14 protein-coding genes are annotated in these 15941 nt (G+C 47.1%); 3 read left to right on the top strand and 11 right to left on the bottom strand.

Annotation, left to right across the window (positions count from 1 at the left end; translation table 11 throughout):
- Positions 1–14: 14 nt before the first annotated feature.
- From ispC to rpsB, 7 genes are all read right to left on the bottom strand, one after another.
- A complete protein-coding gene (ispC, locus tag Q4Q52_RS00440) occupies positions 15–1205 on the bottom strand; it encodes a 1-deoxy-D-xylulose-5-phosphate reductoisomerase (protein WP_311989580.1) in 1191 nt (396 codons plus the stop codon).
- Between the two features lie 4 nt (positions 1206–1209).
- A complete protein-coding gene (locus Q4Q52_RS00445) occupies positions 1210–2067 on the bottom strand; it encodes a phosphatidate cytidylyltransferase (protein WP_259215456.1) in 858 nt (285 codons plus the stop codon).
- A gap of 20 nt (positions 2068–2087) precedes the next feature.
- On the bottom strand, positions 2088–2915 hold the full coding sequence (uppS, locus tag Q4Q52_RS00450) for a polyprenyl diphosphate synthase (RefSeq protein ID WP_106650023.1): 828 nt from the start codon (positions 2913–2915) through the stop codon (positions 2088–2090).
- A gap of 82 nt (positions 2916–2997) precedes the next feature.
- Positions 2998–3555, bottom strand: a complete 558-nt coding sequence (gene frr, locus Q4Q52_RS00455; RefSeq protein ID WP_106650022.1) for a ribosome recycling factor — start codon at positions 3553–3555, stop codon at positions 2998–3000.
- Between the two features lie 21 nt (positions 3556–3576).
- Positions 3577–4314, bottom strand: a complete 738-nt coding sequence (pyrH, locus tag Q4Q52_RS00460; RefSeq protein WP_106650021.1) for a UMP kinase — start codon at positions 4312–4314, stop codon at positions 3577–3579.
- 68 nt (positions 4315–4382) lie between these two features.
- A complete protein-coding gene (tsf, locus tag Q4Q52_RS00465; protein ID WP_106650020.1) occupies positions 4383–5234 on the bottom strand; it encodes a translation elongation factor Ts in 852 nt (283 codons plus the stop codon).
- Between the two features lie 120 nt (positions 5235–5354).
- Positions 5355–6083, bottom strand: coding sequence for a 30S ribosomal protein S2 (gene rpsB, locus Q4Q52_RS00470; protein WP_037458301.1), 729 nt, complete (start codon positions 6081–6083; stop codon positions 5355–5357).
- A gap of 283 nt (positions 6084–6366) precedes the next feature.
- Between rpsB and map the strand changes: the two genes are divergently transcribed.
- Genes map through dapD form a run of 3 tightly spaced genes read left to right on the top strand, consistent with a single transcriptional unit; the run spans position 6367 to position 10662 of the window.
- Entirely contained in the window at positions 6367–7197 is an 831-nt protein-coding gene (gene map / locus Q4Q52_RS00475; RefSeq protein WP_281422414.1) for a type I methionyl aminopeptidase, read from the top strand.
- 33 nt (positions 7198–7230) lie between these two features.
- Positions 7231–9816 carry a bifunctional uridylyltransferase/uridylyl-removing protein GlnD gene (gene glnD, locus Q4Q52_RS00480; RefSeq protein WP_311898757.1) on the top strand — a complete coding sequence of 862 codons (2586 nt, stop codon included), beginning with the start codon at positions 7231–7233 and terminating at the stop codon, positions 9814–9816.
- A gap of 21 nt (positions 9817–9837) precedes the next feature.
- Positions 9838–10662, top strand: coding sequence for a 2,3,4,5-tetrahydropyridine-2,6-dicarboxylate N-succinyltransferase (dapD, locus tag Q4Q52_RS00485; protein WP_006080976.1), 825 nt, complete (start codon positions 9838–9840; stop codon positions 10660–10662).
- Between the two features lie 129 nt (positions 10663–10791).
- Here the strand turns inward: dapD and Q4Q52_RS00490 are convergent, their stop codons facing one another.
- The 4 genes from Q4Q52_RS00490 to Q4Q52_RS00505 form a co-directional block, all read right to left on the bottom strand.
- A complete protein-coding gene (locus Q4Q52_RS00490; RefSeq protein ID WP_311989581.1) occupies positions 10792–12723 on the bottom strand; it encodes an HD domain-containing phosphohydrolase in 1932 nt (643 codons plus the stop codon).
- A 191-nt stretch (positions 12724–12914) separates the two neighbouring features.
- Positions 12915–13781, bottom strand: a complete 867-nt coding sequence (gene purU, locus Q4Q52_RS00495) for a formyltetrahydrofolate deformylase (protein WP_011846345.1) — start codon at positions 13779–13781, stop codon at positions 12915–12917.
- Between the two features lie 165 nt (positions 13782–13946).
- Positions 13947–15434 carry a PTS transporter subunit EIIC gene (locus Q4Q52_RS00500; RefSeq protein ID WP_311989582.1) on the bottom strand — a complete coding sequence of 496 codons (1488 nt, stop codon included), beginning with the start codon at positions 15432–15434 and terminating at the stop codon, positions 13947–13949.
- The gene (locus Q4Q52_RS00505) at positions 15386–15850 is read right to left on the bottom strand and encodes a flavodoxin (protein WP_311989583.1); all 465 of its coding nucleotides are present in this window, start codon (positions 15848–15850) and stop codon (positions 15386–15388) included. Before Q4Q52_RS00505 ends, Q4Q52_RS00500 begins: the two co-directional genes overlap by 49 nt.
- Positions 15851–15941: the final 91 nt, after the last annotated feature.

Raw genomic sequence — 15941 nt, forward strand, 5'->3', positions numbered from 1 at the left:
TCACTCAGCCATTGCTAAGCGATGCTTGCTAAGGTCTCACGCGCATAGACGCGGGTTTGCGCATCTAAGGCTAAAATATCTTCTATGCTGCCCATAGGGCGCTTAGGCACAGTCACTAAACAAGCTTCGTTCACTTTTGCAATTTGAGTAAAGCCAATTTGTCCCTGTAAAAACGCTTCAACAGCAATCTCATTGGCCGCATTTAACACAGTTGTCGCCTCTTGGCCTTGGGCACACGCGTCCATTGCCAGAGCTAAACAGGGGAAACGTTCAAAATCAGGTTCATAAAAGCTTAACTGTCCGACTTTGAAAAAATCTAAAGGTTCAACGCCAGAATGAATTCTTTGCGGATAAGCCATGCAATGGGCAATAGGCGTACGCATATCTGGGTTACCCATTTGGGCAATAACGGAACCATCACGGTACTGCACCATAGAGTGGATCACGCTTTGCGGATGGATAACCACCTTAAGTTGCTCAGCCTGAGTGTTAAACAACCAACGTGCCTCAATAAACTCTAAGCCCTTATTCATCATAGTGGCGGAGTCGACGGAGATTTTAGGTCCCATGGACCAATTAGGATGTTTACAGGCTTGGGCTGGCGTCATGGCGGCCAGTGTCGCAAGATCCGACCGCAGGAAAGGTCCGCCAGAACCGGTTAAAAGAATATGGGAAATACCCGATGCCGCTAAGTCACAACGGCCAAGGTTGGCTTGCACTTCCTGGGGGAGACATTGGAAGATGGCATTATGCTCACTGTCCACAGGCAAGAGCACTGCGCCAGAGCGCTTAGTCGCCTCAATAAACAGCTCACCTGACATGACTAAGGCTTCTTTGTTGGCCAGTAATACCCGCTTACCCGCCTTCACGGCTTCAAGCGTCGGTACTAGCCCTGCAGCCCCAACAATCGCCGCCATCACAGTATCCACTTCAGCAGCGGTCACTAACCCGAGTAAATCATTCATGCCTGTGGTGACTTGGATATTGAGCGTCGCAGGTAAAACGGCACGCAACTGTTTTGCTGCCGCTTCATCCACCATATGCGCCACTTTCGGTCTATGCGCCAAACAAAGTGCAAGCATCTTATCAACACTCGCGTTGGCCACTAATCCATACACGCGATAAGCGAATGGATTAGCCGAGATCACACTTAAGGTACTGGCACCTATAGAGCCGGTAGCACCCAAAATCACCATATTTTGCATAGCGTTACATCCAGAATGCAATGTAGATCAGGGTAAACACCGGCAAGGCTGCTGTCAGGCTGTCGATGCGGTCGAGCACGCCGCCGTGACCTGGCAAAATGGTGCCAGAATCTTTGATACAGGCCGCACGCTTAAACATACTTTCAGATAAATCACCCAGTGCTGACACTAAGGCAACAAATAAGGTCACGGCCACAACTAAACCCAGTTCTTGCTCTGGCGAATAATACATCACCGCACCAACCACTATCATAGTGGTCACTAAACCACCGAGTAAACCTTCAAGCGTTTTAGCTGGGCTTACCGCTGGCATCAGTTTGGTTTTACCTATCGCCTTGCCCACGAAGTAAGCGCCTGAATCCGCGGCCCACACAATCAACATCACCAATAACACCAACACAGGGCCATAATAAGGCGAAGCTTGCGAGCTAATGGATTTGAGCGCGATCAGAGCCACAAAACAAGGTATTAAGGTTAGCTGTCCAAACATGGACTTAAACATAGGATTCTTTTGCCAGAACTTAGCGCTTTTCGGATAAGTCACCACTAATAATAGTGAGGCTAACCACCAAAGTGCGCCAATATAGAGAATGGCTAAATAGATAGGGTGTAATTGATGGCTTAACCAAACCGCATCGATGGGCACAATCAGATTCAGTGCCACCAACAAGATACCGACCGTACAGGTGAAGCTCCACTGGGTGACGTCACACTGATTATCGATAATTCTTCCCCATTCCTTTGCAGCAATGAGAAAGACGCCGACCAAGGCCCAAGCGAAGTAGCTGGCAGGGAGCAAGAATATCGCCCCCAAAACTAATGGAACTAACCAAATTGCTGTTATTATTCGTTGTTTTAGCAAAAAAAATCCCTCATGAGGTTTTACAATGCACGCATCTCATCAATCTGACTTCCAGTCAAACCAAAGCGGCGCTGGCGACTTGCAAAAATGGCAATCGCTTCATGAAAAGCCTGTTCATCGAAATCAGGCCAAAGGGTGTCGGTAAACACCAATTCTGCATAGGCCGCCTGCCACAGCACAAAATTGCTGATGCGACAGTCCCCGCCCGTGCGAATCATTAAATCAACTTCACTCTGATTTTGCATGCACAAATGTGCACTTAAGGCTTCTTCGGTGAACTGACTGCTGGTCATTTCGCCAGTTTCAACCTTTTCAGCTAATTTTTGGGCTGCTTGAAGTATGTCCCAACGGCCACCATAGTTAGCGGCGACATTCAAAACTAAGCCTGTATTGCCTGATGTCTTCTCTTGCGCGGCAGCAATTTGCTTCTGTAATCGCGCAGAAAAACGGCTGATATCGCCAATAATCTTCAGCTTAACCTGATTCTTATGCAGCAATTTAATTTCACGCTGTAATACGGTAAAAAACAATTCCATCAGCAAGCTGACTTCTTTATCGGGTCTACGCCAATTCTCGCTAGAAAATGCAAATAACGTTAGCGATTCAATACCCAATTGGCTTGCCGTGCTTACGGCTCTTCTAACGGCCTTAACACCGGCCTTATGTCCCAACACTCGTGGCTTACCTTGGGTTTGTGCCCAACGCCCATTGCCATCCATAATAATGGCGACATGCTTAGGTAACGACTGTTTCACGAGTTCGGGTAATTGTCCCGGCAAGGTCGTTTGAGTGTATAAATCACTCTCACTCGTCCTAGGGTGCGGATCAAGTTCCACTGTGGATGACATCTAATACAGCCCTTTAAAATAGACAAACGCCGTGTAGTATACCCCTACACGGCGCATCAACTCTAGCTTATCGAACTTGAGATTAGACTTCCATCAACTCAATTTCTTTGGCTGCTAAAATCTCATCAACCTTTTTAATGTGAGCATCGGTGAACTTTTGTACTTCTTCTTCGCTACGACGAACGTCATCTTCTGTACATTCTTTAGCTTTCTCAAGCTTTTTCACTTCAGAAATGGCATCACGACGTACGTTGCGGATAGCGATACGACCGTTTTCGGCTTCGTTACGCACCACTTTGATGAAGTCTTTACGACGTTCTTCGGTCAGCGCGGGTAATGGAATACGCAAGGTCGCGCCAGCAGACATAGGGTTCAGACCTAAATCTGAGCTCATAATGGCCTTTTCAACAGCTTGGATAGCACTACGATCGAATACAGTCACAGACAGAGTGCGTGAATCTTCAACGCCCACGTTTGCCACTTGGTTCAGTGGTGTCATAGTACCGTAGTAAGAAACCTGAATTGAATCAAGCAGGCTTGGGTGAGCACGACCTGTACGTACTTTCGCCATTTGGTTTTTAGTCGCTTCTACACATTTGCCCATGCGTTCTTGCGCATCTTTCTTAATGTTCTCAATCACGTTAAATGTCCTTCTTGGTCATTAAATAACTTTTTTTGCTCTGATCAGCGTGCCTTCCTCTTCACCCATGATAACGCGGCGAAGAGCGCCAGGCTTGTTCATGTTGAAGACTAAAATAGGCATGTCGTGATCACGCGCCAGAGTAAAGGCTGCTAAGTCCATTACTTTTAATTCTTTTTCCAGAATTTCCGCATAAGTGACTTCATCATACTTAACGGCGTCTGGGTTTTTCATTGGGTCTTCGGAGTATACACCGTCGACTTTCGTCCCTTTCAACACGACTTCAGCTTCAATTTCAATGCCGCGTAAACAGGCAGCAGAATCGGTCGTGCAGAATGGATTACCTGTACCGGCAGCAAAAATAACCACTCGGCCAGATTTTAGCAAGCTGATCGCTTCAGCCCAATTGTAATCGTCACACACACCCTTTAACGGGATAGCTGACATCAGACGGGCATTAACATAGGCACGGTGCAAGGCGTCGCGCATTGCCAAGCCGTTCATAACCGTTGCCAGCATACCCATGTGATCGCCCACCACACGGTTCATGCCAGCTTTTGCTAAGCCTTCACCGCGAAACAGATTGCCACCACCAATAACCACACCCACCTGAATACCCAGTTCAACCAGCTCTTTCACTTCCTGAGCCATGCGATCTAATACTTTAGGGTCGATGCCGAAGCCTTCGTCGCCCATCAGTGCTTCGCCACTTAATTTAAGAAGAATGCGTCTAAATGCGGGTTTTGGATTGGTGCTCATAATTTTTATCCTGGTTATAACAAGACCGCAGCGAATGCCACGGTCTTGGGGGTATTTAGCGTTGGCGATTAAGCCTTTTTAGAAGCAGCGATTTGAGCAGCAACTTCAGCTGCAAAATCTTCTTCTTTCTTCTCAATACCTTCACCAACTTCTAAACGAATGAAGTTAGTCACTGTAGCGCCTTTCTCTTTCAGAACTTCGCCAACAGTTTTCTTTGGTTCCATGATGTAAGCTTGGCCAGTCAGAGAAATCTCACCGGTGAACTTCTTCATACGACCCAGAACCATCTTCTCAGCGATCTCAGCAGATTTGCCTTCGTTCATAGAGATTTCGATTTGCAGTGCTTGCTCTCTTGCAACAAGATCAGCAGGCACATCTTCTGGATTAACGAATTCAGGCTTAGAAGCAGCAACGTGCATTGCGATGTGCTTTAAGGTTTCTTCGTCAGCTTCACCGGCTACAACAACACCAATGCGCTCACCGTGACGGTATGAAGACAGGTTTGCACCATCGATGTACTCAACACGACGAATGTTGATGTTCTCACCGATTTTAGTTACCAGAGCAACACGTGCATCTTCGAACTGTGCTTTTAAATCTTCAAGTGTCACTTTAGATGCTGCAGCAACATCTAACACCGCGTTTGCAAAGCCTAAGAAGTTAGAATCTTTAGCAACGAAGTCAGTTTGACAGTTAACTTCTAACAGAGCAGCGAAACCTTCGCCATTCTTGATTAAAATAGTACCGTCAGCAGCGATGTTACCCGCTTTTTTAGCCGCTTTAGCAGCGCCAGACTTACGCATGTTGTCAATCGCTAACTCCATGTCGCCGTTAGCTTCTGTCAGAGCGTTTTTACAATCCATCATGCCTGCGCCAGTACGGTCGCGCAGTTCTTTAACTTGGGCAGCAGTAATTGCCATTGTTAAATCCTCTATAAAAAATCGACTAATTTGCAGATATAAAACAGGGGCCGAATGGCCCCTGTTAACCAATCAAAAATCTTGGTTAATAAGGGTGATGAAACTCATCCCGCCTTATTATTATTCGGCTTCTACGAAACCGTCTTGCTCAGCTTGAACAGCCAAATCTTGACCACGGCCAGCTTTAGCAGCAGCAGCAACAGAAGTAGTGTACAGGCGGATAGCACGCATAGCGTCGTCGTTACCAGGAACGATGTAGTTAACACCATCTGGCGCAGAGTTAGTATCAACAACTGCAACAACAGGGATACCCAGGTTGTTAGCTTCTTTAATAGCGATATGCTCATGGTCAGCACCGATGACGAATAATACGTCTGGCAGGCCGCCCATGTTTTTAATACCACCTAAAGATTTTTCCAGCTTTTCAAGCTCACGAGTACGCATCAGCGCTTCTTTCTTGGTCAGCTTGTCGAAAGTACCATCTACTGATTGGCTTTCCAGTTCTTTCAGACGTTTGATTGACTGACGAACGGTTTTCCAGTTAGTCAGCATACCGCCTAACCAGCGGTGATCAACATAGTACTGGTCACAAGACAGAGCAGCTTCTTTGATCGCTTCGCCAGCAGCACGTTTAGTACCAACGAATAATACTTTACCTTTCTTTGAAGCTACGTTGCTGATGAAAGCCAGCGCTTCATTGAACATTGGCACAGTATGCTCAAGGTTGATGATGTGAACACCGTTGCGAGCACCGAAAATGAATGGCTTCATTTTTGGGTTCCAGTAACGGGTTTGGTGACCGAAGTGGACACCGGCCTGAAGCATATCGCGCATTGAAACTGTAGTCATTTCTATTACCTTAAAATTTAGGGGGTTAGACCTCCACGTATCCCATGTCTTCGACCCCGCAGTTAACAGCTGAGGGCACCCCGAAGAATGTGTCGACACGTGTGTGATTTAGTATTTAGACAAATAGCCATGTATAATGGCCGCCATCTTTAGTCTTGCAAGTATCTAAACAGAGCAAATGCTGGCTTAGGCAATTCATCAAGACTTAAACATAACGGCGCGCTTTATACCATAAATAGCCCTAAAGCACAAATTTTTGCATTAGGTTGCGTGGCCAACAGACATTAAAGACACAAGAGAAAACGCAATGAGTATAGTCATCAAGACAGCTGAAGAAATTGAAAAAATGCGTGCTGCGGGCAAACTTGCCGCACAGGTATTAGAAATGATCGCCCCGTATGTTAAGCCGGGCGTGACCACCAATGAACTCAATGATCTCTGCGCCAAATATACCGAAGAGCAAGGTGCGATTTCGGCGCCGCTTAACTACCATGGTTTTCCTAAGTCCATTTGTACTTCAGTAAACAATGTGATTTGCCACGGTATTCCGAACGATAACCCACCATTGAAAGAAGGCGATATTCTCAATATCGACATCACAGTGATTAAAGACGGCTATCACGGTGATACTTCGATGATGTTTTTAATTGGTGAAGTGAGCGCTAAGGACAAACGCCTGTGCCGCATCGCGCAAGAAAGCCTGTATTTAGCCATTCGCAAGGTGCGTCCAGGTTTAAAACTGGGTGAAATTGGCAATACTATCGAAAAATTCATCAAAGCAAGCAAAACAGGCCTTGAGAAATATTCCATCGTGCAAGATTATTGTGGCCACGGTATTGGCTCGGGTTTCCATGAAGAACCTCAGGTCATGCACTACCGTAACGGCGATAACACAGTATTACGCCCAGGCATGTGTTTCACCATTGAACCTATGATCAATGCCGGTCGCCACACGACCATACTCGATCGTGATGATAAGTGGACGGTTACCACCTCCGATGGAAAAAACTCTGCCCAGTGGGAACACACTCTTCTGGTAACAGAAAAAGGGGTTGAAGTACTGACTCTGCGTGAGGATGAAGATTTCCCGCGTATCATCAATCACGAGCGATAGGCCAAACTAACAAGCATAAAAACAAGGGACTCGATGAATATAGCTCTGCTCGCTAAACAATCATTAATCGAACAGAATCAGACTCTTTTAGCCAGTTTCAAGGCTAAAACCCCGATTGAAGAGCTAGTCACGCAGCGCTGTCAATTTGTCGATACCCTTGTAAAGCAAGCTTGGGAACAGCACGGTCTAAGGGAATTTGATATTTCCCTGATTGCCGTAGGCGGCTATGGCCGTGGGGAGCTGCATCCCCACTCAGATGTCGACTTGCTGTTCCTGTTTAATGATATCTTGTCACCCGCCGCCGAAGCGGCACTCAGTCAGTTTATTGCCTTTCTGTGGGATGCTAATCTCGAAATCGGCCACAGTGTCCGTACGTTAAACGACACTATTACTCTCGGCCGTGAAGACATCACCATAGCCACTAACCTGTTAGAGGCACGACTGCTCGAAGGGCCCGAGTTTTTATTCGACCAACTTTACGATGCCATTCGTCAGAGTGACTTTTGGACCTCAAGCGACTTCTTTATCGCTAAGCGTGACGAACAAAATGCTCGCCATGCCAGAGCCAGTGCCTTCGATTTAGAACCCAATATCAAGAGTTGTCCCGGTGGCCTTAGGGATATTCAAACCATTGCTTGGGTGGCCATGCGTCACTTTGGCGCCGCTCGCCTCGAAGAATTAGTCCAATACGCCTTTTTAGAGCAAGGTGAATTAGAAGAATTGCTCGAATGTCAGCACTTTTTATGGAAGCTGCGCTTTGCCCTGCACATGGTGGTGGGGCGCGATGAAAATCGCTTACTCTTTGATGTACAACGCCAAGTTGCTGAACTTATGGGGTATGAAGACGCCACCCAGCTTGCTGTTGAGCAGATGATGAAACGCTACTATCGCACGGTACGCCGAGTGATGGAGCTGAACGAAATGTTGCTGCAGCTATTTAAACGGGCAACATTGGGGCACACAAAAGCCTTAGAAATTCAATCGATAGACAAACACTACCAGCGCCGTGGCACCTTTATTGAAGCGCTCAGCGATGATCTGTTCGATAGCGGCGAAGAAATTGTCCGGCTGTTTTTGTTGGTCGCTAAAAACTCCAACATCAAAGGCATTTACGCGCCAACACTGCGTTCACTGCGCCGTGCAAGGCGTGCTCAGCCGCAAGCGCTGCAAGAAAATCCGCTCTGTCGCCAAGCCTTTATGGAAATTCTGCGCCACCCTCGCGGCATTGTTGCCCTCTCGTTAATGCATAAACACGGTGTGTTATCGGCCTATTTACCCGCATGGCGAAATATTGAAGGCCAGATGCAGTTTGACCTATTCCACGCCTACACAGTCGATGAACATACTCACAGATTGCTGCTCAATATCGAACGATTCTCCCAGCCCGAACAAAAAGAAGAATTTCCCCTAGGCTCGATTCTCATCAACCAACTGCCGAAAAAGGGCTTACTGGTACTCGGTGCAATCTTTCACGATATTGCCAAAGGTCGCGGCGGCGATCACAGTAAATTGGGCTCAAGCGACGCCCTCGCCTTTTGTAAGCTGCACGGGTTAAACGATCACGATGGCCGTTTAGTCGCTTGGCTGGTCGAGAATCATCTGGTGATGTCTGTCACCGCCCAGCGCCGCGATATTTCCGACCCCGATGTGGTGGCCGATTTTGCTAATAAAGTCCGCGATGCCGTGCATTTAAGTTATCTGTATTGCTTAACCGTGGCCGATATCTGCGCCACCAACGAAAAAACCTGGAACAACTGGAAAGGCTCACTGCTGCGTGACTTGTACTTTTCGACCCAAAGGGTACTCGCCCGCGGTAAAGAAAAACCCGTCGATATTCGTGCCAGAGTGCGTGAATACCAAGCTAAGGCGAAAAAAGAACTGCTGCGCCGTGGACTGAAAGAGAAAGATCTCGATACCCTGTGGCAACGTTTTAAGGCAGATTACTTTTTACGCCACCAGCCCAATCAAGTCGCGTGGCACGCCGAAGCGATTTTAAAGCATAAACAACAGGATGAGCCCTTAGTCTTAGTGTCCAAACACACGACTCGTGGTGGCACTGAGCTTTTTGTCTATTGCCAAGACAGACCTAAATTGTTCGCAACTGTGATGGCGGTACTCGACAATAAAAATATCAACGTCCATGATGCCAACATCATGACCTCAAAAGATAATTATGCCCTCGATACCTTTGTGATCTTAGAGCAAGATGGCGCGCCCGTTAGCCAGCTGTCACGTATTCAAAGTATCCGTAAGGCGCTCGAAAAAGCCCTGTCGAGCGACAGTCCAAAACTGCCACGCTTTAGAAAACTGTCGCGCAAGATGAAACCTTTTAATGTTCCGACACAAGTGAGTTTCCTCGAAAGCAGTCGTCATGGTACAAGTATGATGGAGCTTATCGCCTTAGATTCGCCAGGATTACTGGCAAAAGTCGGGGATATCTTTTACCGTTGCAACACGACGTTACTCGCGGCCAAGATCACCACCATTGGTGAGCGAGCCGAAGACTTTTTTATGCTGCAAACCAACGATGGCCTGCAGCTTAACGAAACCCAAGAGAATACCCTCAGGGACGCTTTAATCAGTGCCTTGAGTGCAAAGAATATCGAATCAGTTAATTAACGAGACCAGTGGGAGAAGTAAATGGAGGCTTTACGCCAACGTATTGAGGCGGCTTTTGAAGCTCGCGCCGACATCACGCCAAGCACAGTTGACGCCAGCGTGCGTGACGATGTGCAAAATGTCATCAATATGCTCGACAAAGGTGAAGTCCGTGTCGCCGAGAAAATCGACGGACAATGGCATGTACACCAATGGCTGAAAAAGGCGGTATTACTGTCCTTCCGTATTTTCGATAACGTGGTTATCGATGGCGCCGAAACCAAATACTTCGACAAAGTGCCGTTAAAATTTGCCGAATATGATGAAGCTCGCTTTAAAGCGGAAGCCATTCGTGTAGTGCCGTCTGCCACAGTGCGTAAAGGCTCATTCATCGGTAAAAATACCGTGTTGATGCCATCCTATGTGAACTTAGGCGCCTATGTTGATGAAGGCACTATGGTTGACACTTGGGCGACCGTTGGCTCATGTGCACAAATCGGTAAAAACGTGCATTTATCTGGCGGCGTGGGTATTGGTGGCGTACTTGAGCCATTGCAAGCGGGCCCAACCATCATCGAAGATAACTGCTTTATCGGTGCACGTTCTGAGATTGTTGAAGGCGTGGTAGTTGAAGAAGGCTCAGTGATTTCTATGGGCGTTTATATCGGCCAAAGCACTCGAATTTATGATCGCGAAACTGGCGAAGTGCATTACGGTCGTGTGCCAGCGGGTTCAGTCGTGGTTTCTGGCAACCTGCCGTCAGCCTGTGGCAAGTACAGCCTCTATGCCGCCATTATCGTTAAGAAAGTGGATGCAAAAACCCGCGGTAAAGTGGGTATCAACGAATTACTGCGTATTGTTGATTAACAGTATTCGTTCGATAACATGAATTCCATAAAAAAGATGCCCGAGGGCATCTTTTTTATTGTCGGTAAAATTTAGCCTACATTTGCGCTGTCATTATCAGGCTTAAAAATAAAGTGCTTAATAAGGCACTTAAATCAAGCGCTCAACTTCACGAAATGCACTTCTCGTCATGGCGATGGCCCGCCAGCCGATAATCCCCAATGGCTGCTGTGCTTTGTTTATCACCACAAGATATTCTGAATCCAAAAGATTCAACTGCAATAAGGCATCTTCCGATGTCGCCACCTCACTGATGGTAGGCACCGAATGCTGCATGATCTGATGGGCTTTTTTATGTAAAGATGCCCTATCCTGCTCACGCTCAGCCGCTGTGCCAAGTAATGGGCTAAACCAATGCTCCAGCAATTGATGAGTGATCACGCCAATTATCTTATGTTGCTCATCTAATACCACGGCCACCTTAGCGTGAGCGGCGGTAAGCAAACGCTTAACGTCGACTAACTCATGGTCGAGGGAAATCGTTACTAGAGGTTCAAGCGGCGCAGCGCCGATATGGTCGCTAATACTCAACTCACGATTAATCAAAATCTCTAAACAGGTTTCGACTATCTCAGGATCAAACAGTGTCCCTTTACCCGCACGCAGCACTTCGGTCATTTTCTCCAGCCCCAAAGATGGACGATAGGGCCTGTGGGATAATATCGAATCAGCAACATCGGCTACGGCAATAATTTTCGCCTCATAGAGAATGGCTTTATCCTTTAACCCCGCGGGATAACCTGAACCATCGAGCCGCTCATGATGCTGTAAAATCATCTCTTTAATGGGCCATGGAAACTCCACATCCTCAATAATTTCAGCGCCATGGAGTGGATGGGTCTGAATTAATGCGTATTCTTCTTTCGAAAGCTTCGAAGGTTTGGTCAAGATCTGCGATGGAATGGCCAACTTGCCAATATCATGGACTAAGGCACCAATTTTCAGTCCTTCGAGACGCAGTGGATCTAAGCCTAATTTCTCACCAATCAAATAACTTAATTGCGCCACCGACTTTTGATGCCCTGCGGTATAGGCATCTTTCAGTTCCAATGCCTCAGAAATGGCACTAATAAGCTGGGTTAACGACTGAGATAACTGCTCTTTTTGCGATTTAATAATTTTAGACTGACGAGAGACAGCCCGTAATGTGCGCGGCAGTTCGATGGTGTGCCATAGGATGCTGGCGAAGGTGAGTAATGATCTTGCATCATTGCGACTATAGGGCTCGTTACGGTCGACCACGCACACTATGCCGACCAAGCGGCTGCGAAACAAAATCGGCACCGCCAAATAACGCCCTGCAAGTAACAGTTTATCTAAGGGCAAATCCCCTAAGCGCCTTTGGGAGTCGGTTTGATTTTGGATAATCGGCTTATAATCTCGCACGCATTCGAGCCATACGCGGCTTTCAAGTTCTGACACTTGGGTATTATCTTCGATGAAATCGGCTTGATTCGCCTCGGCGGGAGGATAGTCTGAACGTGCCGCGAGCGTGAGTGTTTTTGACTTTTCGTTATGCAGCAGAATAAAGCCATAGCGACTACCTGTGAGCGACATCGCCTTGGAGACGGCAACTTTAAACACTTCTTCTTGGGAGGATTTAATCACATCTTCAATGTGTTGCAGCCAAGCATCGCTGGCTTGAATCGCTCGGCGATAATCCGAATGCAGCTCCTTCATCTGCGGATCTTCAAAATTAATGTCGGATAGAATCAAATACCATCCCATTTCAGGCAAGGAATGCAGCGCGAGATGCACACGTATACCTCTATGGTCTTGTAATTGAAAACCTATCTCTTGCCCACGTCGCCTCACGATATCGGCGCACAACTCGGCATTAAAGGCACTAAACAGTTGGCTGATGGGTTGATTAATGATTTGCGCCGCCGAGCGTTTACAACGGCTGTAAAAGGCTTGGCTCATCCGTAGCACGCGAAATTGCTCATCAAGCTGTGCCCAAGACAAATTCAAACTATCGGGCAAGTCTTTCATTCCAACGATAAGGCTTTGACTAGTTGACATCCAGCACTCCAGTCTTTGATTAGAGCATGGGCGACACGCTTTAGCGTGATATTCGCCCGAATGTGAGCACTATAAAATCTCCAATAAACATAATGATAGCTGATCCCATGACATACGCGGGTTAAAATAGGCTTAACTGAATGTCATGTTATCGCTACGCTTGTCATTACCTTAGCGCGACTGCCTACGCTTTAGAAGACGATCGTTTTATTGCCGTACACGACCACTTGCTCGTTAAGCACTAACTGCAGCGCTTTGCTCAGCACACTCTTTTCAACATCGCGCCCTGCACGCGCCATTTCTAAGGCGCTATAACTGTGATCGACGGGAATTACGTCCTGCTTGATGATCGGCCCTTCATCGAGGCAATTATTCACAAAATGCGCCGTCGCACCGATAATTTTCACCCCGCGCTCCCAAGCCTGGCGATAGGGTGCTGCGCCGATAAAGGCTGGTAAGAAAGAATGGTGAATGTTGATGATGCGATTAGGATATTGCGCCACAAAATCAGGCGTTAATACCCGCATGTACTTAGCCAAGACTAAATAATCGGGTTCGTATTGAGATACCGCAGCCAACAGTGCTTGCTCGTGTTGAATTCGGTCTAAGCCTTCGTGACTCACCAGATGAAAAGGAATGTTAAATTTTTCGGCAAGTTCGCGCAGCGCATCATGGTTGCCCACCACAGCGGCAATCTCGACACTTAAACCACCGTAATAGGCTTTCATCAATAGATCGCCTAAACAGTGCGCTTCTTTCGTCACTAACACCACAATGCGCTTTTTGCCGGCGCTGACCAAGGTCATGTGATTCTTAGCAGGCAGCACGTCGCGCAGATCCTGCAATAACTGTTCGCTGTTAAAAATGCCCTCTAACTCAGTTCGCATAAAGAAACGCCCTTGGGCATTATCCACAAACTCACTGTTTTTAATGATATTCAGTTTATGGGTAAAACAAACACTGGTGATTTTGGCGATGAGGCCTTGGGCATCGGCGCAATCCGTCAGTAAGATTTTACGTTCTATGGATGGCGAATTATTACCGCGAGTTTCAGTCATTTGTTGCAAAGTTGGATCTCCTATATTGTCCCTACATCGAGTTTGCCATAGCAAATCGTGCTGAACAGCATGAAAATCCTATAATGCGAAAATAAAAATGACATTTCAGAGGCTTGAATCAATAAAATGTAAAAATTAAGCAGTTAATTTTGTAAAAACACAATCCTAGCGGCGAGTATCTAAGTAACGCTGCAATACTTTACGCAGGGTTTCGGCCTTAGTGCCATAAACCACCTGCACACCTTTGCCCATAACGATCACGCCCTTAGCACCCAACTGACTCAAACGCACCTTATTGACTAACTCTGGCTTGTGTACGCTCAAGCGTAACCGTGTCAAACAAGCATTCAGCTCAACGATATTGTCACGCCCGCCAAGCGCCGCAATAATCGCCCGTAAACTTTCTTTAGGTCCTTTACTGTCACTGTCGTTATGCTCAAGCCTGCCGGGCGTTTTCAAATTAAAGGCTAAAATACTCAGTCTAAACAACAGGTAATATATTATAGCAGTTAAAGGCCCGAGGAAAATAAACCAGCTGGCATTACGGGACAATGGAAATAACAACGTAAAGTCCACCAGCCCTTGTGAGAACACTATGCTGTGGTGAATATCGAGCATAATACAGACAAAATAAGCGAGCCCAGTGAGTAAGGCGTGAATGATAAATAGGATTGGCGCCACAAACATAAAGGCAAATTCAATAGGTTCAGTCACCCCAGTTAACCAACTTGCCGCACCTGCCGAGAGCATAATACCCGCCACGCGATTACGCTCAGAAGGATCGGCGCAGCGCCACATTGCCAGCGCCGCCGCAGGTAATCCCCACATTTTAATCAGGTAACCACCAGCAAGGTTTCCCGCCTGCGGATCGCCCGCTAAATAACGCGCCACCTCACCACGGACGACTTCATGCCCTAATAACTGATATTGGCCCACTTCTAAGTAAAAAGGTGCGTTCCAAATATGGTGCAAGCCAAGGGGAATAAGTAACCGCTCTAATGCACCATACACGCCAAAGGCGATAGCCGGTTTTTGATAAACCGCCCAGTCAGATACCCGCTCAATCAATAGCGCTAAGGGTGGCCACACATGGGCGAGCACATAACCTACGCCCATCGCTAGGGGAATAATAAGTAAAGATGCACTGCGACGTCCCTCAAAGAAGGAGAAAATCGCAGGCAAGCGTATATATTGACTCCAGCGCACCGCAAGACAAGTAATGCCGCCGAGCATCATGCCGCCCGCAATCCCAGTATCTAAGGTATCCATTCCCAATAGAGGCTGGGTTGGGAGTCGATACAAATCAGCTAGCGCGGCTAACGTCGCCGTCATCACCCCATAACCAAACACCGCCGTAAAGGCGGCAATGCCTTGATCGCGGCAAAAGCCAATAGCGACCGCTACGGCAAATAACATCGGCATGATGGCAAAAATGAGTTTACCCACAGCCAACATCAACACTGTCAGCTCTTCGGGCATAAAAGGAATGGGACTAACGGTTAAGCCGAGCATGACCCCAGCTGCAGGCAAAATGGCAATAGGAATAAGCAGCGCTTGGCTTAAGCGCTGGGCAAATTTAAACCACTGCTGAGTAACGAAACTGCCTAAGCGACGAGCTCGGTTTTGACGATTTGATTCCAGCGTTCTAGCCATTTTATCGCTTCAACCTCAGGTTCCATGGTTTCACAGGCATCAATTTCTAATAATTCTACAAGTGGTTTAGCGCCAAGCTCACTCAAGAGCACATCTACAGCTCTACCGGCGCCACAGAAGGTTTCATAACTTGAATCACCCAGTGCGATCACACTGTAGTTAAGCGCGGGTAAATAGGGCGCAAGATTTTTAAGATTATGATACCAAGGCTGAATATCTTCGGGTAAGTCCCCTTGGCCCGTCGTAGAAGTCACCACTACTAACAATTCATCCTGCGGAGGAATAAAGCTGGCGACGTCATTTGGTTGCCACAATGTTACATCATAACCTAAAACTTGCATTTCTTTCTCTAGGGTTTCGGCGGCAAATTGTGCACTTCCATAGACAGTGCCAAACACCAGATTCACCTTTTTCATGATACACTCCACATTGCGTTGCAAACCTTATTAGGCTGACCTTACTTTATTGTTCAGCGGATGGGCAAGCTAAGGCGCAAAATTTTTATAA

Source organism: Shewanella sp. SP1S2-4 (genome assembly GCF_031932075.1).
GTDB classification, from domain to species: Bacteria; Pseudomonadota; Gammaproteobacteria; order Enterobacterales; family Shewanellaceae; genus Shewanella; species Shewanella baltica.

Excerpts from the sequence above, each read along its gene's own strand:
- ispC (WP_311989580.1), bottom strand. The coding sequence starts at position 1,205 with ATGCAAAATATGGTGATTTTGGGTGCTACCGGCTCTATAGGTGCCAGT.
- uppS (WP_106650023.1), bottom strand. The coding sequence starts at position 2,915 with ATGTCATCCACAGTGGAACTTGATCCGCACCCTAGGACGAGTGAGAGT.
- pyrH (WP_106650021.1), bottom strand. The coding sequence starts at position 4,314 with ATGAGCACCAATCCAAAACCCGCATTTAGACGCATTCTTCTTAAATTA.
- tsf (WP_106650020.1), bottom strand. The coding sequence starts at position 5,234 with ATGGCAATTACTGCTGCCCAAGTTAAAGAACTGCGCGACCGTACTGGC.
- rpsB (WP_037458301.1), bottom strand. The coding sequence starts at position 6,083 with ATGACTACAGTTTCAATGCGCGATATGCTTCAGGCCGGTGTCCACTTC.
- glnD (WP_311898757.1), top strand. The coding sequence starts at position 7,231 with ATGAATATAGCTCTGCTCGCTAAACAATCATTAATCGAACAGAATCAG.
- dapD (WP_006080976.1), top strand. The coding sequence starts at position 9,838 with ATGGAGGCTTTACGCCAACGTATTGAGGCGGCTTTTGAAGCTCGCGCC.
- Q4Q52_RS00490 (WP_311989581.1), bottom strand. The coding sequence starts at position 12,723 with ATGTCAACTAGTCAAAGCCTTATCGTTGGAATGAAAGACTTGCCCGAT.
- purU (WP_011846345.1), bottom strand. The coding sequence starts at position 13,781 with ATGACTGAAACTCGCGGTAATAATTCGCCATCCATAGAACGTAAAATC.
- Q4Q52_RS00500 (WP_311989582.1), bottom strand. The coding sequence starts at position 15,434 with ATGGCTAGAACGCTGGAATCAAATCGTCAAAACCGAGCTCGTCGCTTA.
- Q4Q52_RS00505 (WP_311989583.1), bottom strand. The coding sequence starts at position 15,850 with ATGAAAAAGGTGAATCTGGTGTTTGGCACTGTCTATGGAAGTGCACAA.